The sequence below is a fragment of the Wolbachia endosymbiont of Folsomia candida genome (assembly GCF_001931755.2).
Lineage (GTDB): Bacteria > Pseudomonadota > Alphaproteobacteria > Rickettsiales > Anaplasmataceae > Wolbachia.
This window is the reverse complement of sequence record NZ_CP015510.2, coordinates 1,056,322-1,078,708: the sequence shown is the minus strand read 5'-3', so window position 1 is coordinate 1,078,708 and position 22,387 is coordinate 1,056,322. Positions and strand designations below refer to the sequence as shown.

Annotated in this window: 25 protein-coding genes and 3 pseudogenes; 22 read left to right on the top strand and 6 right to left on the bottom strand. The window is 34.0% G+C overall.

What is annotated here, in order from left to right:
* The first annotated feature begins 17 nt into the window (after positions 1-17).
* The 15 genes and pseudogenes from ASM33_RS04955 (at position 18) to ASM33_RS04885 (ending at position 12,591) form a co-directional block, all read left to right on the top strand.
* On the top strand, positions 18-1,205 hold the full coding sequence (locus ASM33_RS04955; RefSeq protein WP_110410121.1) for a hypothetical protein: 1,188 nt from the start codon (positions 18-20) through the stop codon (positions 1,203-1,205).
* A 20-nt stretch (positions 1,206-1,225) separates the two neighbouring features.
* Positions 1,226-1,426, top strand: coding sequence for a hypothetical protein (locus tag ASM33_RS04950; protein ID WP_110410122.1), 201 nt, complete (start codon positions 1,226-1,228; stop codon positions 1,424-1,426).
* Positions 1,423-2,832, top strand: a complete 1,410-nt coding sequence (locus ASM33_RS04945) for a hypothetical protein (RefSeq protein WP_110410123.1) — start codon at positions 1,423-1,425, stop codon at positions 2,830-2,832. Before ASM33_RS04950 ends, ASM33_RS04945 begins: the two co-directional genes overlap by 4 nt.
* Before the next feature lie 15 nt (positions 2,833-2,847).
* Positions 2,848-3,420 (top strand): hypothetical protein, encoded by a 573-nt coding sequence (locus tag ASM33_RS04940; RefSeq protein ID WP_110410124.1) that lies wholly within the window; start codon positions 2,848-2,850, stop codon positions 3,418-3,420.
* A gap of 67 nt (positions 3,421-3,487) precedes the next feature.
* On the top strand, positions 3,488-4,687 hold the full coding sequence (locus tag ASM33_RS04935) for a phage tail sheath subtilisin-like domain-containing protein (RefSeq protein ID WP_110410125.1): 1,200 nt from the start codon (positions 3,488-3,490) through the stop codon (positions 4,685-4,687).
* Between the two features lie 13 nt (positions 4,688-4,700).
* Positions 4,701-5,207, top strand: coding sequence for a phage major tail tube protein (locus tag ASM33_RS04930; protein WP_110410126.1), 507 nt, complete (start codon positions 4,701-4,703; stop codon positions 5,205-5,207).
* A 3-nt stretch (positions 5,208-5,210) separates the two neighbouring features.
* The gene (locus ASM33_RS04925; protein ID WP_110410127.1) at positions 5,211-7,310 is read left to right on the top strand and encodes an N-6 DNA methylase; all 2,100 of its coding nucleotides are present in this window, start codon (positions 5,211-5,213) and stop codon (positions 7,308-7,310) included.
* Positions 7,311-7,331: 21 nt separating this feature from the next.
* Positions 7,332-7,505, top strand: a pseudogene (locus ASM33_RS04920) (phage major tail tube protein); the annotation flags it as partial.
* Between the two features lie 40 nt (positions 7,506-7,545).
* Complete coding sequence (locus ASM33_RS04915) at positions 7,546-7,803, top strand: phage tail assembly protein (RefSeq protein ID WP_110410128.1); 258 nt, start codon at positions 7,546-7,548, stop codon at positions 7,801-7,803.
* A gap of 109 nt (positions 7,804-7,912) precedes the next feature.
* Entirely contained in the window at positions 7,913-10,243 is a 2,331-nt protein-coding gene (locus ASM33_RS04910) for a phage tail tape measure protein (RefSeq protein ID WP_110410129.1), read from the top strand.
* Positions 10,243-10,599: a phage tail protein gene (locus ASM33_RS04905; protein ID WP_110410130.1), complete on the top strand. Its 357-nt coding sequence runs from the start codon at positions 10,243-10,245 to the stop codon at positions 10,597-10,599. The genes ASM33_RS04910 and ASM33_RS04905 overlap by 1 nt, the downstream gene beginning before the upstream one ends.
* A complete protein-coding gene (locus ASM33_RS04900) occupies positions 10,596-10,808 on the top strand; it encodes a tail protein X (RefSeq protein ID WP_110410131.1) in 213 nt (70 codons plus the stop codon). Before ASM33_RS04905 ends, ASM33_RS04900 begins: the two co-directional genes overlap by 4 nt.
* Positions 10,809-11,750 (top strand): phage late control D family protein, encoded by a 942-nt coding sequence (locus ASM33_RS04895; RefSeq protein WP_110410132.1) that lies wholly within the window; start codon positions 10,809-10,811, stop codon positions 11,748-11,750.
* Between the two features lie 54 nt (positions 11,751-11,804).
* Positions 11,805-12,329 carry an ankyrin repeat domain-containing protein gene (locus ASM33_RS04890; protein ID WP_110410133.1) on the top strand — a complete coding sequence of 175 codons (525 nt, stop codon included), beginning with the start codon at positions 11,805-11,807 and terminating at the stop codon, positions 12,327-12,329.
* A 37-nt stretch (positions 12,330-12,366) separates the two neighbouring features.
* Complete coding sequence (locus tag ASM33_RS04885; RefSeq protein ID WP_110410134.1) at positions 12,367-12,591, top strand: hypothetical protein; 225 nt, start codon at positions 12,367-12,369, stop codon at positions 12,589-12,591.
* On the opposite strand, the gene ASM33_RS04880 is transcribed toward ASM33_RS04885, so the two are convergent.
* Positions 12,592-13,107, bottom strand: a complete 516-nt coding sequence (locus ASM33_RS04880; protein ID WP_110410581.1) for a phospholipase D family nuclease — start codon at positions 13,105-13,107, stop codon at positions 12,592-12,594.
* On the opposite strand from ASM33_RS04880, the gene ASM33_RS04875 reads away from it, so the two are divergent.
* The 3 genes from ASM33_RS04875 (at position 13,107) to ASM33_RS04865 (ending at position 15,267) form a co-directional block, all read left to right on the top strand.
* A complete protein-coding gene (locus tag ASM33_RS04875; RefSeq protein ID WP_110410135.1) occupies positions 13,107-14,042 on the top strand; it encodes a patatin-like phospholipase family protein in 936 nt (311 codons plus the stop codon). The two genes, ASM33_RS04880 and ASM33_RS04875, sit on opposite strands and share 1 nt — an antisense overlap.
* A 177-nt stretch (positions 14,043-14,219) precedes the next feature.
* Positions 14,220-14,993, top strand: coding sequence for an ankyrin repeat domain-containing protein (locus ASM33_RS04870; RefSeq protein ID WP_110410136.1), 774 nt, complete (start codon positions 14,220-14,222; stop codon positions 14,991-14,993).
* 7 nt (positions 14,994-15,000) lie between these two features.
* The gene (locus tag ASM33_RS04865; protein WP_110410137.1) at positions 15,001-15,267 is read left to right on the top strand and encodes a helix-turn-helix domain-containing protein; all 267 of its coding nucleotides are present in this window, start codon (positions 15,001-15,003) and stop codon (positions 15,265-15,267) included.
* Positions 15,268-15,328: 61 nt separating this feature from the next.
* Here ASM33_RS04865 and ASM33_RS04860 read toward each other — a convergent pair whose 3' ends face one another.
* On the bottom strand, positions 15,329-15,760 hold the full coding sequence (locus ASM33_RS04860; RefSeq protein ID WP_110410138.1) for an ankyrin repeat domain-containing protein: 432 nt from the start codon (positions 15,758-15,760) through the stop codon (positions 15,329-15,331).
* Between the two features lie 98 nt (positions 15,761-15,858).
* Here ASM33_RS04860 and ASM33_RS04855 point away from each other — a divergent pair, with 98 nt between their 5' ends.
* From ASM33_RS04855 to ASM33_RS04845, 4 genes are all read left to right on the top strand, one after another.
* A complete protein-coding gene (locus ASM33_RS04855) occupies positions 15,859-16,119 on the top strand; it encodes an XRE family transcriptional regulator (RefSeq protein WP_110410139.1) in 261 nt (86 codons plus the stop codon).
* A 108-nt stretch (positions 16,120-16,227) separates the two neighbouring features.
* The gene (locus tag ASM33_RS04850; RefSeq protein WP_157956338.1) at positions 16,228-17,703 is read left to right on the top strand and encodes an IS4 family transposase; all 1,476 of its coding nucleotides are present in this window, start codon (positions 16,228-16,230) and stop codon (positions 17,701-17,703) included.
* Positions 17,704-17,733: 30 nt separating this feature from the next.
* Entirely contained in the window at positions 17,734-17,862 is a 129-nt protein-coding gene (locus ASM33_RS08830) for a hypothetical protein (RefSeq protein WP_257790991.1), read from the top strand.
* Positions 17,863-17,953: 91 nt separating this feature from the next.
* Positions 17,954-19,516 carry a hypothetical protein gene (locus ASM33_RS04845; protein WP_110410140.1) on the top strand — a complete coding sequence of 521 codons (1,563 nt, stop codon included), beginning with the start codon at positions 17,954-17,956 and terminating at the stop codon, positions 19,514-19,516.
* 47 nt (positions 19,517-19,563) lie between these two features.
* Here ASM33_RS04845 and nusB read toward each other — a convergent pair whose 3' ends face one another.
* The 4 genes and pseudogenes from nusB to yidC all read right to left on the bottom strand — a co-directional run bounded on the left by nusB (position 19,564) and on the right by yidC (position 22,305).
* Positions 19,564-20,034: a transcription antitermination factor NusB gene (nusB, locus tag ASM33_RS04840; protein WP_110410141.1), complete on the bottom strand. Its 471-nt coding sequence runs from the start codon at positions 20,032-20,034 to the stop codon at positions 19,564-19,566.
* Positions 20,034-20,294: pseudogene (locus ASM33_RS08880) on the bottom strand (6,7-dimethyl-8-ribityllumazine synthase); the annotation flags it as partial. The gene nusB and the pseudogene ASM33_RS08880, both read right to left, overlap by 1 nt.
* A 147-nt stretch (positions 20,295-20,441) precedes the next feature.
* Positions 20,442-20,609, bottom strand: a pseudogene (locus ASM33_RS08875) (6,7-dimethyl-8-ribityllumazine synthase); the annotation flags it as partial.
* Positions 20,587-22,305 carry a membrane protein insertase YidC gene (yidC, locus tag ASM33_RS04830; RefSeq protein WP_110410143.1) on the bottom strand — a complete coding sequence of 573 codons (1,719 nt, stop codon included), beginning with the start codon at positions 22,303-22,305 and terminating at the stop codon, positions 20,587-20,589. The pseudogene ASM33_RS08875 and the gene yidC, both read right to left, overlap by 23 nt.
* Positions 22,306-22,387: the final 82 nt, after the last annotated feature.

Sequence of the window (22,387 nt, the reverse complement as noted above, 5' to 3'; positions counted from 1 at the left end):
TTATAGAAAAGGAAATAATGTTGATTGCTGATCAAAATGGGAAAATAAAAGGAAGATTTACTGTACCAAGAAATATTCCTGCAGGGACAAAACTTGTGCAATTTTTTGGTGATAATGGAAGTTATGGCGAAGCAACTTATACTGGTAAAAAAACTATTAACATAGAAGAGCGAAGAAGAGTCTTTTCCAGCAAACGTATTGATCCTTTAGCACAAACATTCACGTTAAACGAAAATAGACATATTGGTGGTATAGATTTATGGTTTAGTAGTCGAGGTAAAAAACGTGTTGTTGTGCAGATTCGTGAAACAGCTATTGGAATGCCTTCCCAAACTGTTATTGCTGAAAGTCATATTGAATCAAACGACATCAATGTAAATGGTACAGCAACACGTATTACTTGGTCTCCGGTCTTTTGTGAAGCAGGAAGAGAATATGCGATTGTTTTACTTACAGATGATTCGGATACTGCAGTCAAAATAGCAGAACTTGGCAAATATGATAGCGTAAACAGCCGTTGGGTTACAAGTCAGCCTTATCAAGTAGGGGTATTACTTTCATCAAGCAATGCAAGTACTTGGACTCCTCATCAAAATTTGGATTTAACTTTTAGGCTTCTTGCTGCAAAATTCACTGAATTTTTTCACGTTTTTGACATCGGTAGAGTTACAGCTAGTCACACATCAGACTTAATTGTGCTGGCAAATGTCGAAAAAGCAGGTTTTGATACTAACGCTGAATTTATTTTAACAGATACACAAGGAGAAGAACATTTCCTAGCTGATAATTTGCCACTGGCGTTACGCTCAAGACTCTCTGGAGAATTAACAGTAAAAGCAGCTTTAAAAGGGTCAGAAAAAAGAAGTCCAGTGCTTTATCCAGGAATACAAATAGTTCTTGGTAATATTGGAGAAACCGCAGACTACATAACAAGGAGCATTTCAGCTGGTTCCAACACTAAAATCACAATTACATATGACGCTATTATTCCTGGTACTGCAGATATTAAAGTTTATGTACAGAAAAAGAAAGAAGAGTGGCAATTAGTTAATTTAACATCAGGAAAACCAATAGGCGAAGCTCTAGTAGAAAGAACTCATGTACTGACAAACTTTAATGCCAATGAGACCAGGGTAAAATTAGTGCTTAGTGGAACAGTTGTTTATCGCCCTAAAGTTAGAAATTTAAGAGTAATAGTAACTTAATTTTTAAAAAGGTAAAAAAGATGCCAAATGATAAAACAGAACGAGGATACCCTTTGCCTCATCCAGAGAATATTGCTGCTGAAGATGTTGTTCGTATCCGCAAAACAATTGAAAAAGTAGATGAGGATATTACTCAAAGAGAAAATGAACATATTCATCTTAAAAAAGCATTTGAACGGCTTAATTTTGAAACTTTTTTGAATTTTTGGGGAAATCAATGAGCATTACTAAAGAAGTAATTGATGCTTTACACCAAAGGATTAAAGATCTAGCTGCAAATAGCACACCTGACCAACTAGCATACCTTACGAAGTCACTTGAATCAATAACGGATAAACAGTCAATTTCCAACATTGTGCAAATGACTACAGTAAAAGAAATAATTGATGTTTTGCAGAGAAGACTAAAGGATTTAGCGGAAAATAGCACACCTGATCAGCTTGCATACCTTGCAAAATCACTTGAATCAATAGTAGATAAGAGTGCAGTTTCTGATATTGTCCAAATGACTGATGGAAAGTTAAGTGAGCTTCTGAATGCTGCAAGATCGCACTTAAATGATATAAATACTAATAAGACAAATTCCATCTCAGCGATAACTGCGACAAAAACAGAATCTATAAATGAAATCAATACACTAAAGACTAATTCTTTAAATGCTTTAAAAACCTCATCTGACTCACATATATCGGTACTTGATACCAGAAAAGATGCCAATATTGCTGCAATAAATAGTATTGGTAGTGATCATACTGAAGGTCTTAAAGGTTTAGTAGATAATTTTCGTACTGTTAATGATGTGCCAAATGGTTCTTCAATTATGAAAGAAGTAAAAAATCGAAATATGATTGAGTCTGGGTCATTACCATTTTTATTTGGTGTGCTAAGTAGAAAAAATAATTACTTTGGTCATGGAACTTTTACAACTGAGCTTGGTGAGTGGAGCAGTGATATAACAAAAACAGATTACATGTTGCAGCTACTTGCTGGTAGCCATACATACGATACAAGTTATGTTAGCTTTTATCGACCACGACAGTTGTGTTTCATAGAAGGAAACAAAGGCACATTTATCTACGGTGAGTCATATCCAGTATTCATATACGGTGGTTTTACAAATAATCTTCTGATACACAAGCACCCTTATGCTGCTCTTGGAGTAGTGTTTGTAAAAAATATTACCAATTTAAACATAAGTAAGACGATAAACTTTGTTGGATCAGCAGGAGAAGATGAAAAAGCAGGATTATTTATTGGAACGCCTGATAACACCAATGCAAATAAGTCAAGGATTTCAAGAATTACTTGGAAAAATACTTACAAATACACAAGTAAAAGTAATGAATTTGCAGCATCTGGTAATGTAGAAATTCCAGCTGGAAAAACAGTAGCAATATTGCTTTATACATCATCTAATCTACATTCTGGAGGTATGACAGTTGGTGAACCTCCTGAGTTTTTTCCGGAAGATTATATATATCACATGATCTATGGTCAATTTATACAGTGGGGTATTTATAACTTCCGTAGCAACTTTTTAACCACTGGACTTGTGGTTGACGTGGAGAGAACACTTAAAGCTTGGCAATGTCCAGGATTAGATACTACGTACAAACTTTGGCATTAAACAATGAGGGAAATCATGCCTGTATATATTCGTTTTGAAAACAACAAGCAAGTAGAAACAACAACTCTAGAAAATAAGCCAGGGGAAGGAAATTGGCAAGAAGCTCCAGAGGATTTTGACTGGCAAAAAAGTTATTGTCTAATTGAAGGAGGAAAAATTGCTGAGCGTAGTGAAAAAGATATTCAAGACGAGTTACTACAAAATACGAAATCTTCTGCACTTTCTGGTCTTCATATTTATTTTAATAACTATACTTACAAATACACAGGCCATTCTCATCAAAAGGCTAAGTCCTACGAAATCCAAGCCAAAGCCTCAGAGAACATTTTAGCTTCAGAGCCAGATAAATTAAACGAAAAAGATACACAGATTATTGAGCCGCTGGCAAGAGTACGTAATATTACAGTTATTGAAATGGCAAAACTCGTTCAAAGTAAAGCACAAAAAGCAGTAAAAGCAATAGCAAAGTGTGAAGAATTAGAAGATTTAGCTAAAAAAAGAATAAAAGAAGCAAAAACTCAAGAAGAACTGAAAAACTTTTTAGACAACTTTGAGCAACAAATAAAGAATTCTTTAGCCAATTTGTAAACAGCAGAAACACAGAAAGCAGCAAGAACACTTTTAACAAGAAATAAAAATTATCTAATCAATTTATATGACAGGAAAATTTCTCCATGGAGTGAATGTTATTGAAATAACCTCTGGCCCAAAAACAATCAGAACAAGTAAATCATCAGTAATTGGTGTGATCGGTACTGCTCCTGAAGCTAATGCGGAGAAATTTCCACTAAACAAACCAGTATTAATTGCAGGAAGCCTAAAAGAAGCAGCAAAACTAGGTAATAAAGGAACTCTTTTGCAAGCAGTGAATTCAATCTTTTCACAAATTGGTGCAACAGTAGTAGTTATCAGAGTTGAGGAAGGTGAAAATAGTGACCCAAAGCTAAAAGAAGGTGAAACAGTTAAAAATATCATCGGTGGAGTTGATTCGGAAACAGGCGAATACCAAGGCATAGAGGCTTTTTTAAGCAGTGAGAGTATAATACATGTTGCCCCAAGAATACTTATCGCACCTAATTTTACTCATCAGTTGCCTGAAACAGAGTTGGATGCTGAGAAGTCTAGAAATCCAGTGATTAGCGCTCTAATTCCTATAGCAGAGAAGCTGAGAAGCATAATAGTTGCAGATGGACCAAATACCAATGATGAAGAGGCAATCAAATGGAGAAAAAGTATTGGTAGTTCTCGTGTTTATACGGTTGATCCATGGGTTAAAATTTTTACGAGTGGAAAAGAGGAAATTTTACCTGCGAGTCCCTTTGTTGCTGGCTTAATTGCAAAAATTGATAACGAGCATGGATTCTGGTGGTCACCTTCAAATCAAGAAATTAACGGTATTGTTGGCACGAGTAGACCTGTTGATTTTACTCTAGGTGATGCAAATTGCCGTGCTAACTATTTAAATGAAAATGAAGTGGCAACAATTATTCATCAAAAAGGCTATCGTTTATGGGGAAATAGAACTTGTTCAAACGATGATAAATGGGCTTTTTTGTCAGTTAGACGTACAGCAGATTTAATTAATGATAGTCTTCTCAGGGCACATCTCTGGGCAGTTGATCGTAATATTACCAAAACCTATATAGATGATGTTATAGAGGGAGTGAATGCTTACCTGGCAAATTTACAAGCTCAAGGAGCAATTATTAGTGGTAAATGTTACGCATCACAAGGGCTAAATACTCCAGCTAATATTGCAAGTGGAAAAGTGTATTTTGACTTTGAGTTTACACCACCTTATCCAGCTGAGCAGATTACTTTCAGGTCTCATTTAATTAACAATGAATTAGTGTAAAAAAGGAGCAAAAATGTTACCAAAAATCCTAAAGAACTTTAATGTATTCGTTGATGGTCGTGGTTATGCAGGGAAAATTGATGAGATCACTCTGCCAAAGCTTACCATAAAAACAGAAGAATACAGAGCAGGAGGAATGGATATTCCAATTAGCATAGATATGGGGATGGAAAAGCTTGAAGCTGATTTTACTTTTGCAGAGTATGATTCAGAGCTATTTAGACTTTTTGGACTCATAGATGGGAGTTCAGTTTCTTTAACGCTCCGTGGTGGGATGCAAGGAAGTGGTAGTAATGATATTGAAGCAGTTATTATAAATCTCAGGGGAATATTCAGAGAATTTGATTTTGGTAGCTGGAAACCTGGCGAGAAAGCTACATTAAAATGTTCAGTTGCTGCTCACTATTATAAATTAACCATTAGTGGCAATGAACTCATTGAAATTGATGCTGAAAACATGATTCGCAGAATTAACGGTGTTGATCAAATGGCTTTGTTACAGACGGTGTTGGGAATATAGGCAATGGAAACATTTTGCCCAAATAACCCAACTGACCTAGCAAAACAAATATGGCAAGATGTGTGGAGTGTAAGTGGAGCGACACCAGAAAATTGCTTATATACTTTTGTTGAGCTATTTATATTTAAATATTTAAGCGATTTATCAATTTTGAAGGGAGATTTTGGCTTCGATGAGTTACTTAAAAAATACAATAACAATGAAACAAACGATGTATTGCAACATTACGCAAATATCATAAGACCAAAAATAAAGGAGTTATTTCCTGAAGGAGATGATAAAACAACTATCATAAATGGAACTATATTTATTAGTAAAGAGCAAAAAGCTGTAGAAGGGTATGGTACAGTTTTTAAAAAAGTTTTAGAAAAATTTAGAGATTATGGGAAGCTTGAACATATAGATCATGATTTTAAAAGCAAATTATTTGAGAGCTTCTTAAAGGAAAGTATAAGTAAAAAGAATTGGGGGCAGTTTTTCACACCAATTAAAGTTGTACGTGCTATAAACGAAATGGCAAGCAGTGAGCTCAAGGAAGAAATGATAGTTTGCGATCCAGCTTGTGGAGTAGGAAAATTTCCGTTGGAATTCATAAAGGATAAACTTGATAAGTTATTTACAATTGAAAATGGTGTAATAAACCAAAAAATTAAAATAGTAGGGTTTGATAAAGGATTTGATAAAGATGAGCAAAAAACCATTATTTTAGCGAAAGCCAATATGCTTATTTATTTTTGTGAGCTTATAAAAGATAATGTGGGGCTGACAAAAGAATTTGCAAAAATATTTAATGAGAGTTTTATTTTAAAAACAGATTCAATACTTGGCACGCTATCTGAGGCCTGTGAAGAAAAATATGATTTAATTTTGACAAACCCTCCTTATGTTACAAGTGGTAGCAGCAATTTAAAAGAAGAAATCGCCAAAACAAACCTAAAAACCCATTATAAGGTTAACGCAATGGGCGTTGAAGGTTTGTTTATGGAATGGATTATAAAAGCGCTGAAAAAGGGAGGAAAAGGTTTCATAGTTGTACCAGATGGAATATTTAACAGGTGGAATGATAAAAATTTAAGACAATATATATTAGATACTTGCTATATTAACGCAATAATTTCACTACCGATTAAGACATTTTTTACAACCCCAAAGAAAACGTATATTTTAGCAATAACAAAGAAATATGATATATCTGAAGAGCAAACAGACCCAGTATTCACTTATTTAGTAAGCGAAATTGGTGAAAGCCGTGATGTTTATAGATTTGATATTGAAGAAGATGACTTAAAAGAAGCAGTAAGTTTATATAATGCTTTTAAAGGTAGTAAAAAGTATTTTGCAAAAATAAATCATGATAAAAGATGTAAAATACAGCCCATAGAAGTTTTTAAAGCTGAAATTGATTGGTCAATTGAAAAATTATGGAACGAAAATGAGCGATTAGAATTGGGTTTGTTAACAAATGATAATGGCAATTCTCTTCAAGACTTTAAAAGTAGCGTGCAAAATCTTCTAGACAAAATATCCTCTATTTTATCGGAAATAGACGAAATAAAATCGGAACCAAATGTAATTTATAAAAAATTTAAATTAAGTGAGATTTGTACTCTAAGTGCAGGTAATGCGAAATTACAAAAAAGCTATTTAGAAGAGAACAAAGGCACTTATCCAGTTTATTCAGCGAATACGAAGCAGAATGGTATTTTTGGCTATATAAATACTTTTGACCACGATAACGAGTGTATCCAAATTACAACAAATGGTGTGTATGCTGGAACGGTTTTTTATAGAGAAAAGCATAAATTTAGTATAAATTCTGACGCTAGAATATACATTCCAAGAGATGAAAATATTGATTGCTTGTACCTTTCTTTCAAATTGCAAGAAATTTTAAACAAAAACAATTTTAACTGGGAATATAAACCAACAATTGAGAGAACAAAAAATTTAGTAATTAAACTTCCAACAACTAAAACTGGAAAATTTGATTTGCATAAACAAAAAGAAATTGCTGCAAAATACAGTAAAATTGAGGAAATAAGAGAAACTATAAAAACAGGATTTGAAAAAATTGAGAACATTAGAATTGATGTAGAATTGTAAATTTCAACTACTCAGAGAAAATTTGGCAGTTGGAACCCTGCAGAAAAAGCAACCCTAAAATGTTCCTTAGCTGCTCATTATTATAAACTTACCATTGGTGATAAAGAACTTATAGAGATTGATGCTGAAAATATGATTCGAAAGATAAACGGTGTTGATCAGATGGCTTTATTACAAACTGTACTCGGAATCTAAAACTTATTTGAAATTTTATTTTTTTAAGGAGAAAAAACTTATGCAAACAATAACGCTTAACAACCCAATAACAGTTGATGGAGTTTCTGTTTCAGAACTCACTATTAGGCGTCCAAAAGTTAGAGACTATCTGGCAATGGAACGTTTAAGTGGTAGTGATCTGAGTAAGGAAGTAGCATTAACTGCAAATTTAACATCTGTCACGAAAGAAGCAGTCGAAGAACTTGATATTGCCGATTATGCTAAAGTACAGGAAGTGTTAAAGGATTTTTTTTCACCGGTTATCCAAAAGACATAAGGTTAGAAGTAGTTATGCTCAGCTCTATTGTAGGCGGTGGGGTTGAGTCTTTACTTGATATGGAAATTAGTGAATTTATCTTATGGTGTAAAGCAGCGAGGGAAATAAAATGTCAACGTTATCTATAAAAATTGGAGCCGTATTAGATGGCAGTTTTAATGCTGTAATAAAGGGAAGTAGTGGTCAGCTCTCTAGTCTTGGTGAAAACATCAGAAGGCTTGATTCATCCTTAAAATCAGTATCTAAGTTCAAACAATTGGGTTCTGATGTTTTGGCTAGCAAGAAATCCTGGAAAAGCTTTGAAGATCAGGTAAAGTCCCTAGCTAAACAGATGAAAGCAGTAGAAAAGCCAAGCAAGACTTTAAAAGCAGAATTTGATAAGGCTAAAACTTCAGCAACAAAGGCAAAAGATGCATACTTGAAGAAGAGAGATGCTTTGCATTCATTCAATGAAGAAGTGAGGAAAAGTGGAAGAAATATAAAATCTTTAGTCAGTGATCAACATAGACTTGGCTCATCTATTGAAGCGTTAAAAGGTAAGTACGGTAAACTTGGATCTGTAATACAAAAACAGCAAAGCATGCTAGCCAAAAAAGCACATTATAAATCACAAGTAATGGAGACTATAGGCCTTGGACTGACACTTGCAGCTCCAATTAAAGTTGCTATTGACTTTGAGAGTGCTATGGCTGATGTGAAAAAAGTGGTAAATTTTAACAAGGAAACAAAGGAAGCTGATGAATTTGCTCAGAAGTTAAAAGAGATGTCACGTACTATACCGCTATCAGCAGGAGAGTTAGCTAAAATTGCTGCAAGCGGTGGTCAGCTAGGTATTGATAAAGAGAAACTCCTCTCGTTTACAGAAGTAGTGTCTAAAATGGCAACAGCATTTGATATGTCTGCTGAGCAGGCAGGTGAGTCTATAGCCAAACTTTCTAATGTTTATGGAATTGAAGTAGAAGGCATGGAGAATGTAGGTAATATTATAAACTACCTCTCCGATAACACCGCTGCTAAGGCAAAAGATATGGTTCAAGCATTAGCAATAGTTGGTGGTACTGCAAAACAATTTGGCTTAGATATTAAACAAACAAGTAGTTTAGTAAATGCTTTCATTAGTCTAGGTAAACAACCAGCAAAAGCAGCAACTGCAATTAATGCTCTACTTTCAAAACTTCAAACTGCAGAAGGACAAGGAAAAGAGTTTAAGGCAGCATTAGAAGACATTGGAATAACTGCAGAAGAAATGGCACAAAGAATAGGTCAAAATGGCCAAGAAGCACTGCTTTACTTTTTTGAAACTCTAGAAAAAGTAGATAACCAAGAGCGTTCTCAAATCCTTATGAAACTCTTTGGTCAGGAATATCAAGATGATATCGCACTACTGGTCGGAAGCTTAACAAAGTACAAAGAAGCAATAGCTCATTTAGCTGATGGAGAAAAGTATAACAAATCCATGGAAAAAGAATTCAAAAATCGTGCAGAAACTACAGCAAATAATTTACGATTACTTAAGAATACAATAGCAGAATTAGGAATGAACTTGGGCTCAGTCATGCTACCTACTTTAAATCGGATAAGTGGAGTTTTGAGGTCTGTATCCACAGGTATAGCTTGGTTTGCAGAGAAGTGCCCCATTTTGACTACTGGAATTATGAGCATAATTTCACTTCTTATTCTTGGCAAGATTGCGATGGTGAGTTTTGGTTATGCAATTGCTCTTGTTAAGGGCGGAGCTGCAACTTTATCAGTTATTTTGCATGGACCACTTGGATCAGCACTAGTGGCATTATCATCATATGTGATTCCTGCGGTAGTTACGGGCTTCAGAGTATTAACAGCAGCAATGATCAGTAATTCCATAGGAGCTGTTATCGCTTTACTTTCAGCCGGTGCACTTCTTGTTGTTACCAATTGGCAAACAGTAAAAGATTTCTTCGCTAGCTTTTGGGAATATGTTAAATCAATCATCAAACCCATTGGAGAATTTTTTGCATGGATTGGTGGTGGTATATATGGAAAAATCTTTGATGATAGTCCACTGAAAGAATTTGAGAAAAGGGAAAGTGTTGTTTCATTAACCGATGGACAAGTTGGTAGTGTGCTTTCTAAAAATAGTGTTTTTAATGGAGGGAACCATTTATTAAATAATAGCATTCTTAAGGAAATTTCTGAGAATAGTAAGAATAATATTGAAAATTCTAAAATCAAAAGTGTTATCGAAGAGAAAAGATCTGTAGAAAGCAATGATGATAAAGCATTCAAAGATTTTGCAAAAAATAAGTGTGAGAATAAAACTTTTAATCAAACTCAACATATTAACATAAGCATACAAGCAGCACCAAATCAAGATGTTCGTAGCCTTGCAGATGAAGTAATAAAAAGAATAAGAGAAAAATCGCGAGACGTTCTGTTTGATACTATGGATTCCATTTACTAATGTTATCCTTTGGGCCATATAAGTTTTCCCCGATAAGTTTGAGATATAGCAAGGAAAAGCGTTGGGGTATAGTTGAGTGTATTGGAAAAATTCCATCGCTTCAAAATATTGGACAAGGGGTGGAAAACATAGATTTAGAGGGAACTATTTACCTTCACAATTTTAACGGGCTAAACCAATTAAAGAATATGAAAGAAGCGGAAAAAGATCAGGTGCAACATACTTTGGTGGATAGCTTGGGCAATGTTTTGGGACAATTTGTGATTACACGATTAGAAGAAAAGCAGATGTATTTTTCTCCCAATGGACTACCGAAAAAAGTTGAATTTAGCTTAAGTTTGAAGAGGTATTCATGACAACATACTACACAACAAAGGAAAATGAAATGTTAGATTATATTTGCTGGAAACATTATGGTTCTACTGAGGAAGGAATAGTAGAATTGGTACTTGAAACCAATACAGGGCTTGCCGAATATGGTAGCTTCCTACCAGCAGGATTGAAAATTAAACTGCCTGTAATCCAAGAGCCGTTAAAAAGATCCACCTTAAAGATTTGGAAGTAAATGAAACCAGACTTTGATATTGAAGGAAGCAAGCTAATAAAGAACAACCTAATATCATTGCGCCTTACCGACGAATCTGGAACTATAGATGATGTAGTTGAGGTATACGTTGATTATAAAGATGAAAATATAGATATTCCAGATGAGCTAAATATTGCTTTGGGTTACAGAGAAACTGGAGTAGTACCAATGGGCATATATACGGTTAATGAGGTTACAATACAGAGCCCACCTAAAACTCTTCTAATCAAAGCCCATGCAACAAATTTAAAATTATCGCTAAAAGAGACAGTATCTAAGTCATGGGATCAAATAACTCTGGGCAACTTAGTTAAAGAAATAGCAGAAAAACATGGATATGGGTATAAAGTTGCAGAAGAATTTGAAAATGTGCTGATTTCACATATTAATCAAATTGAAGAAAGTGATATTAGCTTGCTAACAAAAATAGCAATGGAACGTGAAGCAATGGCAAAGCTAGCCGGCGGATATATAGTATTTATTCCAAAAGGTAAAGCAAAGTCAGCAACGGGAAAAGTGCTAGGGACAACAACAATTATACCTCAAAACGTAACAAATTGGAAAGTACACTTTACCGTTAGCAGATACAACTCAGTGATTGCAAAATGGCATAGCTATGACAAAGCTGAAACCATATCAGAAATAGCAGGTTCTGGTAGCCCAAGTTATACTATACAGACGCCTTACTCGAATGCAGAATCAGCACTAAGTGCAGCTATAGTAAAGCTAAAACAACTGAAGCGAAATAATGCAACACTAGAAATTACTATGCCTGGTAATCCTCAAATTTTTGCAGAAGCAAAACTCAACTTGTTAGGATTCCATCAAGACATAGATGGTGAATGGGTAATTGATAGAGCAGAACATATATTAGATAGTTCTGGTTATCGTACCACGTTGTCTGCTTCAATAAGCAAGTGATATTAGGAGAAAATTAAGCAAATTACTTATTTAATATCGAGAAAAATGTAAAACATGAATAAGTTAGATCAGGATGCGAGAGATAAGCTACATTTTTTGTGGTTTATAACAGTAGTAGTATGTGTTATCATTACGTATTATTATCAAAAATCTAAAGCAATTGATAATTATCAGAAAGTACTACAAGTAGCAGCTAAGAACTGTAACTTAGCAGTTGTGGAATTTTCAGTAAAACATCTCCTGGATATTAATGCACAAATTCCAGAATTAACAGCACTACATTATGCATCTGGAGCAGGGTGCTTAGAGGTTGTTAAATTTTTGGTAAAAGAAGGGTCTGACATCAATACTGCAAAATATGAAAGATGGACAGCATTACATGCAGCTTCATATAAAGGTGACCTAGAGATAATTAGGTTTTTGTTAGACAAAGGTGCAGATCCTAGAATTAGAGATAGAGATGGAAAAAACCCTAGAGATGTAGCTGTAATAGAATCAAGACATGATAAACAGAAACCATATAGAGAAATAATAAAGCTACTTGCTAAAGCAGAGGACCAGTACAAGTCAGAGAAGTAAGCTGTTATCAGCAATTATTCATAATAAATTTACATCTATGCAAGACCAAAAAATCCCACTTACAGTAATTGTTACGATGATAATACAAACCGTAGCAGTCATATGGTGGTTGTCCAAGCTTGATTCACGGGTACAGCTTCACGATAGGCTCATTGAACATGGGTTAATGGAGAAAGTACTTGTGCTAGAAGAACGTGTAAAAAACCTATCGGAAGAGTTAGATGAGTTTAAAACGCAAATTTTGAGTAGTAGGTTAAAGTAATCATTCTTCCACAGGTTTATAAGGATTAGATTGCGATTGGCGATCATACCAATTTTTTACGTATTTTCCAATTAACGGATCACTATTTTCGATAATCAGCAAGTTCTCAGTATTTCTAAAACTCGCGGAATAAGTGAAGTTGAAGGAACCAGTTATTACTTTTTTGTTGTCAATTATCATCACTTTGTTGTGAGCTATAGCTGGTTTGTAGTCAATCCAAATCGGTATTTTCTCCTCAAATAGCTTATTAATCACACTATATTCTGAGTTAACCTGTGTTTCGTCAATTATCACTTTAATGTCAATACCACGTTCTTTTGCCCTAATTAAAGACTTTGCGATTGGCTTAGAAGTAAATGTATATGCTTGAACATATATAGATTTTTGAGAGTGATCAATTTCATCGATTATCTTAGCAGCACAATTTTCCTGAGGAGTAAAACAAACTCTAACTTTTGTACAGAAGCAGCCAGATAAAGAAAAACACGTAAATAAAATTAATAAGTATCTTAGCAATGACAAAATATATCCTATCGGTTGACGGTGGCGGAATTAGAGGCATTATACCATCAATCATTCTAGCCGAAATAGAGCAAAGGACAAGAAAACCAATTTCACAAATCTTTGATTTAATGGCAGGCACTTCTACCGGTGGAATAGTTGTTGCAGGACTCTGTAAAAAGAATGATGAGGGAAAACCACAGTACTCAGCGAATGATTTAGTTAATTTTTATCAAGAGCATGGTCCATATATCTTTAAATCCTCATTTTTTAGAAGATCAATATTTTCATGGCTAAACGGGGCTCAGTATCCATACAAAAATATAGAGAACGTATTACACAAGTATTTCGGTGATGCCACTCTTGCAGACGTCTCAAATAATTTACTACTTACTAGTTACGATATTCATAACAACTATCCTTTCTTTTTTAAGAATTGGAAAGAGGATAGAAAATTCATTAAATTAAAGGACGCATTAAGAGCAACAACTGCAGCACCAACATATTTTGCACCTAAATATCTAAAAATCAATGACGTTGAAAGGGTTTTGGTGGATGGAGGCGTATTTGCTAATAATCCAGCCGCATGCGCATATGCAAACAGTAGGAAATTATTCCCTGACGATGATATAGTACTGCTTTCAATTGGAACGGGCAGATCAAGTAATAGCATAAAATACAGCAATTCGAAAAGATTTGGCAAAATAACTTGGGTAAAACCGCTATTAAATGTGATGTTTTCTTCTAGCCTTGATGTTGTCAATTATCAGATGGATCAAGTTATTGATAATAAATATATGAGAATTCAATCACACCTTACAATTGCATCACCTGAAATGGATAATGTTACTTATAAAAACATCAAATACCTAAAGCAAGAAGCACAGATGGCGATTGAATATAATCAGAAAGCAATAGACAATTTTTGTCACACATTTTCTAATAAATAAATCATTATATGCTAAATAATTATCTATTCTTATTTTAATCTTAATAGCTGGATATTAAAGTTCTTGCGTAAAGAGAAGGCTATTATACAATACTCGCAAAAGTTGCATATAGAGTTAATAATCCAGAAGCATTTATCGCTATAAACTCTAACAGTGCCACATTTACTAGAGGGTTATATGAATACTGGCAAATCTTTAATGTTAGTGAATAACAAAATTAATAGGTATAAAAGATTCAAGCCTTTTCTTTATTTATTCACCACTAGTGCGCTTGGTTCAATATGTCTACGTTTTGCTGCTAGACGTGGTTATAAGGAAATGCTTCAGTTTTTTATTGAAAATTTCACAGACGTAAATGCGCAAAGTATTAAGCTTAATTCAGCTGTTCACCTTGCTGCTAAAAATGGTCATAAAGAAATCTTGAAAATTCTTATTAATAGTGGTGCGAATCTTAACGTTCAGAACATTAATAATAGTACTCCACTCCATTGTTCTATAAAACATGGCCTTGAAGAGATCGTTCAAATTCTTTTAAAAAATAAAGCAAATCCTAATCTCGAAGATGTTAATGGTAGTACTCCATTGCACCTAGCTATTAAAGGTTGCCATGATGAAATTTTAAAAATGCTCATTAGGTGTGGAGGAGATGCTCGTATTATTGATAAGAGTTGCAATACACCTCTACACGTAGCAGTTCTTTCTAATGATGAACAAGCTGTAGAAATCCTGTTGCGAAATCGTGTAGATGTAAATGCAACTGACATGTATGGCTGTACTCCTCTTCATGCTGCAATAATGGAAAAAAATATAAAAATCACGGAGCTTTTATTGCAAAAAGGGGCAGATGTTCATTTAAAAGTCGGTGTTCTAACTCCATTAGAGATTGCTAAGGCAAAAAGTAACAAAGAAATTGTGCAATTACTTCTACATTACGGGGCTAAATTAAAGTGAGGGAATTATGTTTGTAACAAAATGGAGTGATAAAAATAAAGCAAGAGCAGAATTATTGAGCGTTATAAAAGGTATTATAAAGGCTAATAACTGGACGCAGGCAAAAGCTGCAAATGTGCTTAAACTTGACCAGCCAAAAATATCTTTGATCAAAAATTTGAAAGTTAAGGAATTTAGTTTGGAGAGAATTTTTCTGCTTTTATCTAGGTTAAATTGTGAGGTAGAAATTATGGTAAAAAGGAAAGGAAATTTGGATAAAAGCAATTATTCCTAAAATATGGAGCTAATTCAAAAGCAGTGAAGAGCAAAATGACATCTTTAATATTTCAATAAAATTAACTATAAGTTTTACAGGATTTAGCTTTTCTACGTTCATATTTATGACTTAATGCTTGTACTTCAACTTTTCGGTGAATTTTTTTGTCATTTGCAAATAGATCTTTCACCAAAGTTTTTTCTTGAGACAAATCATACGGAGTTTTACCTTTTTTGTTCTTTATGAAAAGGTTTGCATTGTAGGCCAGTAATAATTTTATAGCAGCTATGTTTTCCAATAAGACTGCTTTGTGTAAAGATGTATTTCCATTGCTACTACGTTCATCTGGGTCAGCTCCGTTTTCTAATAATGACCTTATTCTACCTAAATCGCATACATTACTTGAAATAGCTTTATACAATTCACACTCAAAAAATAGTGTATCACTAAATTTACCTATAGAAATGCCTTTTAATGTTCTTATTATTCTCTTTAACTTTTTTTTCCACATATTATAGGATACTCCATTTATAGTATTTTTCTAATAATTTATTATAGATTTATATAAAATTTCTGCTAATTTAATATTAATTCTGACATAATAATAAGATGAAAGAAATATTGATACAAATGATAAATAAAGCAATAGATGATAATAAATGGAGTAGTAAAAAAGCCGCATATATACTAGAGACACCTCTTGCTGACATTTCTCGCATCAAAAATTTAAAACCTGCAAACTTTTCCTTGGCAAGACTTTTAATTTTTTTAGTGAGGCTAGATTTTAAAGTAAGGATTTTAATAAATAGTAATGAGGAAATAGAACAAGATATATCATTTGAGTATGTAATCTCAGCTTCACAGTGCTAGAAAACCATGCAAAAATGGAGGATTTACTTACCGGGCTTTTCAACAGGATTACAGACTTACTTTTACCCACAAATATAAAAAAGCTAGTAAAATAGCAAATTCATATATTTGATAAAGGGTTTAAAAATGTACGGAGTAAATACAAATACGCAATATACTGATAGCTTAGGGGACAAATGGCTAGAAAGAGAGTTGAGACATGTTAATCTGGGAGATATAAGGCTTAATAAGAGGCTTATTACAACAAGTTATCTTATAGAGCGTAAGGCATCTGGATCAATTAATCAAAGTTGTGGTGGATGGAAAGAAGCTAAGGGCGCGTACAGGTTGTTTAGTAATGAAAAGCTTGAGGCCGAGAAAATTTATTCTTCTCATCATAAAGAAACAGCGGAAAGGATAAAAGGAAATAAGCTTATATTTTCAATCCAAGATACTAGTTATTTGGATTTTGACTCTCATATAAATACCAAAGGGCTAGGCAGTATTTCTAAAGCTTATACAAAGCATAAAAAGGGTTTGCTGCTGCATAGTGCCTTAATGGTCAGTAAAGAAGGATTACCTTTAGGTTTATCTTCTCAACAGTGCTGGGCGCGTCCCGCTAGAAAAGAAGAAACAGCAAAAGAAAAAGCAAATAGGAAATACCGTACTTCTATAGAGGAGAAAGAAAGTTATAAGTGGATAGCAGCACTAAAAGAAACCATAAATAACGTTTCCAAAGATGTACAACTTGTCACTCTTGGTGATAGGGAAGCAGATATCTTCAAATTTTTATGGATAGCTGAATCATTGGGTAGTTTTTATGTAATCCGTAACCGAGCTAATAGAAAATTTATCTGTACTGAAGAGGGAAAAACAGATTTGCAAACACGCATAGCTCAACTTCCGGTAAAAGAGAAAATCGTCTTGGAAGTTGCTAAAAACGGGCACCAGAAGTCAAGAAAAGCAAATATTGAAGTAAAATATATGAAAGGCTATATACCTATCAGAGCGCCTTACATTTATGGGTCAAAAGATACAGCACATAAAATAAGTGATAAAGTCGCTGTATATGTGGTAAGCGCAAAGGAAATGGATCCTCCTAAAGGAGTTGAAGCTATCGATTGGACTTTGTTAACTAATGTACCAGTTAATAGCACTTTAGATGCCATAGAAAGGATAAATTGGTATAAGCTACGATGGAAAATTGAAGAATACTTTAGAATTTTAAAATCAGGATGTAAAATAGAAAGCTCTCGTTTAACTACAAAGGAAAGGCTACAGAAATTAATTGCTATAAAGAGCATTATTACATTTAAAATTTTATATTTAACAAAAGTGGCTTTATCGCATCCTATGGAGGCTTGCACTAAGGTTCTAAGCAATGAAGAGTGGAAAGCTCTTTACATACGTGAGCATCAAGTGGCCACATTGCCCGAAGAACCTCCAAACATAAAACAAGCTATTATTTGGTTAGGAAAATTAGGTGGGTTTATGAATAGAAAAGGTGATAATTTACCAGGAAGTATGACTCTATGGCGAGGCTATGAAAATCTTAGAGAGAGCATGGTTATGCTTCACATAATAACTTCTCAAAGTTATGGGTAAAAGTAAGCTGTTGGTGTTGGTGTTGTTGGTATGTCTGTTGTTAAGGCTGCTGGTATAGTTGGTGCTGCTGCTGCTGCTGTTAGTACGGCTTTTGATATGGTTTCTACGGCTGCTGCTGTTGTTGATTCTGCTGTTCTTCATAGTGGCATTAATAGATAGTTCAGAAAGGGAAATAGCTTTAAGCTATTTCCATTTTCTTAATCTTATTATTAACTAGAATAAAATAATTTAACTTTGAGGAGAGTAAAGCATGGTAAAAAAGAATAAAAAAAATAACGTACCCTATTATATATTGGGTGGTTTAGCTATCCCATCAGGTATAGCGTTTGGAATATTAGCTGCATCCCCTAGTCTTGCGTTCTTGGCTCCAATTGCAGGTTTTGCTGTAAGCCTTGGCACTCCGCTAATCGGAGCTTTGATTATAGCTTCATTTGGAGTTGCTATGTTTTCAAGTGCAGCAATTATTATAAACTACACTCGTTCTAAACAAGAAGCTAAACTAGCTGACAAAACAAAAGAAATAGAAGGTCTAAATAACACTATTTCTAAAAAAGACGCTCAACTAGTTCAACAAAGCAGAGAGATAAAGGCTAAGATTGAACACATTATTAATTCTGATGAGTATAGCACATGGATGCACGAAGAACGTAAAGCAAAAAGAGCAGCAGAAGACGTAGATGTTGGTGATATGCATCTTGATAAATTCTTTGATGATGCTTTAGTTAAACCTGCTATAGAGACTGATACACAATCCCAAGAAACTATATTAGTTAATGGGAAAGCAAAAAATAAACCTAATGGACCTAAAAGAAAAAAAAATGCGTCTAAACAAAAAGAAAGTGGATGGTTGAGTAAAAAGCAAAAAGCTGTAGCTGTAATTGGATCTGTATATGGATTGGGAGCTGTAGCTACAATATTACCTTATATTCTAAATTTATTTAACCCTGCTAACAATAATGTGCATCTTACGAGTAATTCTACTGGTGTTGGTAATGCTCGCGGTGGTTATGCTCCAAGTTTATTACCTATTCTTCCTGACAGCCCGAAAGATGTTGTGCAAAGTGAATTAGATATAGCATTGAATATGTTTAACGCTTTCCATGAGAAAGAGAAGGTAGGCTTTGGTATTGCAAATCCAAGCGAAGAATTTGGAAGTACATCGATTAGTTTGTCGATGAAAGACAGGTTTTTTAATCTTTTTCCATGGAAAAGTACTACAGCACATTATGTTAATGGTATAGCTTATGAAGCTGCTTCAAAAGCAGTTAATGGTACTATTGAAGCTGTAGTTGATGAAGATGCAGTTGAATCTATTCGAGTACTATTTAATGAAACTCTTGCAACACAAACCAGTGACACGGTAGCAGAAGATATTGCAGTGTCAGTTGATAAAGCGGAGAAGGAATCCACCCCAACATCAGTTAGTCAAAATGATCCTACACATGGTTGTACTGTATTTAATGTCAGGAAGTATGATAATCAGACATTTGCGCCAAATCCTTGCCATCTTAGTGATTATCGAGTACCATTACATGATTTGCAACATGTGGCAATTTGCTGCCCATTAATACAAGAGGAACCTACTCCAACATCAGTTCATGAAACACCAGAGGAAATTGCTGCAACATCAGTTGATAAGGCAGTGAAGGAATCCACTACAATACTAACTAATGGTTATGGTATAGGTACAGCACTTAAGTCTGTAGCAGTAGGTGTAGTTGGGGCTATAGGGGGAGCTGGTGTTGTGGAAGCTGTGAGAGTTCTAGGAGATCTAGCAGATGTAGTTGTGCGAGCGGGTGCTTATAGATGGTAGTTCAGAAAAGGGAAATAGCTCTAAGCTATTTCCCTTTCTTTCTTGCATTATAAGAGATCGTTGTTGGGTTTAATTTTATCCTTCACTTTATCTAACAATCCGTTGATAAAACCAATTTCGCTCGGTTTATCAAGTAGTTCAGATGCAATGTTAGTATATTCGTTAATAACAACTGGAACTGGTGTGTCATAATTAATCAACTCACATACTGCAACACGCAAAATAGATAAACTTATAAGATTTAACCTTGACAGAGACCAACTTGAGTGCAAGTGAGACTCTATTATTTGATCGTATTCTTCACTATTAGTAATGATTTTATCTGATAACTCATTTAAGAATTTATGGTCAAACTCCTCGCACTCGAATACACTAATCAACTTATTTACGTAATTATTTAACTCTAAGGAGTTTTTACTATAATCTATTAATATATTTGAATAAGCAATTTGTACTGCAAAAAATCTTGCTGCACTTCTTTTTGTGCGCAACTTTTTATCTACAGGTTTTTCCTCCATTATCTTAATTTATTGTATAAATCTATCATATGTAAAACAGTTGAGGCTGCATGGCCGCCAACGTTCTTTTTATCTTTACTTGCTCTAATTAGTGCTTTATCTTCGCTATCTGCTGTAATGACTCCCATACCAAGTGGTATTGCATAACGCATAACAACTCCATTTAAACCTTCGATCACTCCTTTGCAAACATATTCATAATGATCAGTTTCACCTCGAATTACGCATCCAAGGGCTAAATAACCATCATAATGAATCCTCCCACTAGACTGCTTTCGAAACTCTACTTCTGTGGGCAATTGCGTTGTTGCTTCGGTGCTCAAATCCTCATGTATATCGAATACACTCCGGTTTTCCGTTCCGTGTGCTCCTAGCACTTGCCTCTCACAAGCGAGTTTCGAAAAAAGTCTACTTTTAGCTGCAAAAAGAATTGCAGAGGGTATTTCAAATGCACCAGGGACTTCCATTATATCATAATCAATGTTATTTTTTTTGAACTTATCAACTGCACCTTCAAGCAAAAGATTCGCTATTTCAGTATAATAAATTGAACTAACTATTAGTATTTTCGACATTCGCTCCCACTTTTCTCGTTAAAGACAATTTTATTAATGATTGTTGTATTAATGTGATGATATTACTGAATATCCAATATATCACTAATCCAGCAGGAAGGGAAGAAATGAAAGGAACAGCAATATAAGGTAAAAACTTCATACCATTTACTTGAATATCATCCTTTTTGACTTGATCTTTTTCACTTAACTTTTGTTGAATTATCATAGTCACTCCATAGATTATAGGTAAAATGCCTATAGAAATAGGAAAATTGTAATTAAATAGCCCAAATAATGTAAAAATGTTTGTTGGATCAGAAGCTGAAAGATCTTTAATCCATAAATAAAAAGGTGCATGTCTCATTTCTATAGTCACAAACAATACTTTATATAGAGCAACAAACACTGGAACCTGTATTAATATAGGAAAAATGTTCGATGTTAGGTTTATATTGTTTTTCTTGTATAACGCAATAGTCTCTTTATGTTGTTTCATACTATCATTTTTATATAGCTCTTTTATGCGAGTTAACTCAGGATGCAGGCTTTTCATTTTAAACATTGAAACATATGACTTATTAGATAAAGGAAGCATAAGAAGTCTGGTAACCAAAGTTAGCAATAATATTGCAAGGCCAAAATTCTTTAAAACGAAGTTGAAATATTCAAGTAATAGAAATACAGGCTTTGTTATGAAATAAAGAACACCAAAATCTATAGCTTTGTCAAATAAAGGTATATTTAGGCTATCCTTATAAGAATCCAGTAATTTCAACTTTTTTGCACCAGCGAAAAAATGATTCACATTAGAAGCACTTGTGCCAGGGAGTATGGTCTTATAAGACTTAACAAAGTCTGCTTGAAATTTATCAACATCATTAACATTTGTATGTTTAATGCTTACATTTATTTTCTCAGATTTGTCGGGTATAATAGCTGTAAGCCAATATTTATCAGCAAAACCAAACCAATTTTTTTCACTTGTACTTGCTTTTACTAGATGCTTCTTGGCAATATTCTTGTATGTCCACTCCTCTAATTTATTATCAAATGCACCCAGCACTCCCTCGTGCGATATCCAAAAAGATTCATTAATATTATCACGTTTGCGGTTAATTCTACCGTAAGGAACTAAAACCACATTATCTTTCGTATTGTTTTCAATAATTTGCTCAACTTTAAACATGTAGTTATTATCGAGGCTAATTTTCATTTTAAATAAAATTCCATTCTTATTATCCCAAAATAAATTTACCTCTTGTTGATTAGTGAGCTGAGATCTATCAGCTTGCCAAACTGCACTGGAATCTGGAACTTTAATTTTATTACTAGGATCAAGCCAACCAAACTCTGCGAAATATACATCTTTTGATTCTGCAGGTGATAGCAGCACTACTTGCGGAGAAGAAGAATTCGGTTCTAAGTGGTAATTAGTTAAAATCAAGTCATCAAACCTTGCACCTTTTAAAGAAATTGACCCTTTAAGTGTGTGATTATACAAACTAACCCTTTGTTCTCGAGTGGAATTAATAATTTCGGAACGATCTTGGTGTATTATAGAAGGAAGATCATTAAAAGATTCTATATGCTCAATATTTTCGATTGATGGCTGGTTTTGGTCTACAGTAAGAAAGTTATCATGAATGATACGCCAAAAGACCATAATTAATATTGAGAGGATAGCTGCCAAGATTAGATTTTTTGCTTCTGACATAAAATTTAAGACGAATATATCTTCTTAAAGTATATATTAGATATTGCGCTAAAACAATAAAATTTACTTATTATTAATAACA

Coding starts and splice junctions, on each gene's coding strand:
- ASM33_RS04895 (WP_110410132.1), top strand. CDS start 10,809: ATGAAACCAGACTTTGATATTGAAGGAAGCAAGCTAATAAAGAACAAC.
- ASM33_RS04925 (WP_110410127.1), top strand. CDS start 5,211: ATGGAAACATTTTGCCCAAATAACCCAACTGACCTAGCAAAACAAATA.
- ASM33_RS04870 (WP_110410136.1), top strand. CDS start 14,220: ATGAATACTGGCAAATCTTTAATGTTAGTGAATAACAAAATTAATAGG.
- ASM33_RS04940 (WP_110410124.1), top strand. CDS start 2,848: ATGCCTGTATATATTCGTTTTGAAAACAACAAGCAAGTAGAAACAACA.
- ASM33_RS04855 (WP_110410139.1), top strand. CDS start 15,859: ATGAAAGAAATATTGATACAAATGATAAATAAAGCAATAGATGATAAT.
- ASM33_RS04875 (WP_110410135.1), top strand. CDS start 13,107: ATGACAAAATATATCCTATCGGTTGACGGTGGCGGAATTAGAGGCATT.
- ASM33_RS04945 (WP_110410123.1), top strand. CDS start 1,423: ATGAGCATTACTAAAGAAGTAATTGATGCTTTACACCAAAGGATTAAA.
- ASM33_RS04910 (WP_110410129.1), top strand. CDS start 7,913: ATGTCAACGTTATCTATAAAAATTGGAGCCGTATTAGATGGCAGTTTT.
- ASM33_RS04950 (WP_110410122.1), top strand. CDS start 1,226: ATGCCAAATGATAAAACAGAACGAGGATACCCTTTGCCTCATCCAGAG.
- ASM33_RS08830 (WP_257790991.1), top strand. CDS start 17,734: ATGTCTGTTGTTAAGGCTGCTGGTATAGTTGGTGCTGCTGCTGCTGCT.
- ASM33_RS04930 (WP_110410126.1), top strand. CDS start 4,701: ATGTTACCAAAAATCCTAAAGAACTTTAATGTATTCGTTGATGGTCGT.
- ASM33_RS04845 (WP_110410140.1), top strand. CDS start 17,954: ATGGTAAAAAAGAATAAAAAAAATAACGTACCCTATTATATATTGGGT.
- nusB (WP_110410141.1), bottom strand. CDS start 20,034: ATGGAGGAAAAACCTGTAGATAAAAAGTTGCGCACAAAAAGAAGTGCA.
- ASM33_RS04915 (WP_110410128.1), top strand. CDS start 7,546: ATGCAAACAATAACGCTTAACAACCCAATAACAGTTGATGGAGTTTCT.
- ASM33_RS04890 (WP_110410133.1), top strand. CDS start 11,805: ATGAATAAGTTAGATCAGGATGCGAGAGATAAGCTACATTTTTTGTGG.
- ASM33_RS04935 (WP_110410125.1), top strand. CDS start 3,488: ATGACAGGAAAATTTCTCCATGGAGTGAATGTTATTGAAATAACCTCT.
- ASM33_RS04865 (WP_110410137.1), top strand. CDS start 15,001: ATGTTTGTAACAAAATGGAGTGATAAAAATAAAGCAAGAGCAGAATTA.
- ASM33_RS04905 (WP_110410130.1), top strand. CDS start 10,243: ATGTTATCCTTTGGGCCATATAAGTTTTCCCCGATAAGTTTGAGATAT.
- ASM33_RS04885 (WP_110410134.1), top strand. CDS start 12,367: ATGCAAGACCAAAAAATCCCACTTACAGTAATTGTTACGATGATAATA.
- ASM33_RS04955 (WP_110410121.1), top strand. CDS start 18: ATGTTGATTGCTGATCAAAATGGGAAAATAAAAGGAAGATTTACTGTA.
- ASM33_RS04900 (WP_110410131.1), top strand. CDS start 10,596: ATGACAACATACTACACAACAAAGGAAAATGAAATGTTAGATTATATT.
- ASM33_RS04860 (WP_110410138.1), bottom strand. CDS start 15,760: ATGTGGAAAAAAAAGTTAAAGAGAATAATAAGAACATTAAAAGGCATT.
- yidC (WP_110410143.1), bottom strand. CDS start 22,305: ATGTCAGAAGCAAAAAATCTAATCTTGGCAGCTATCCTCTCAATATTA.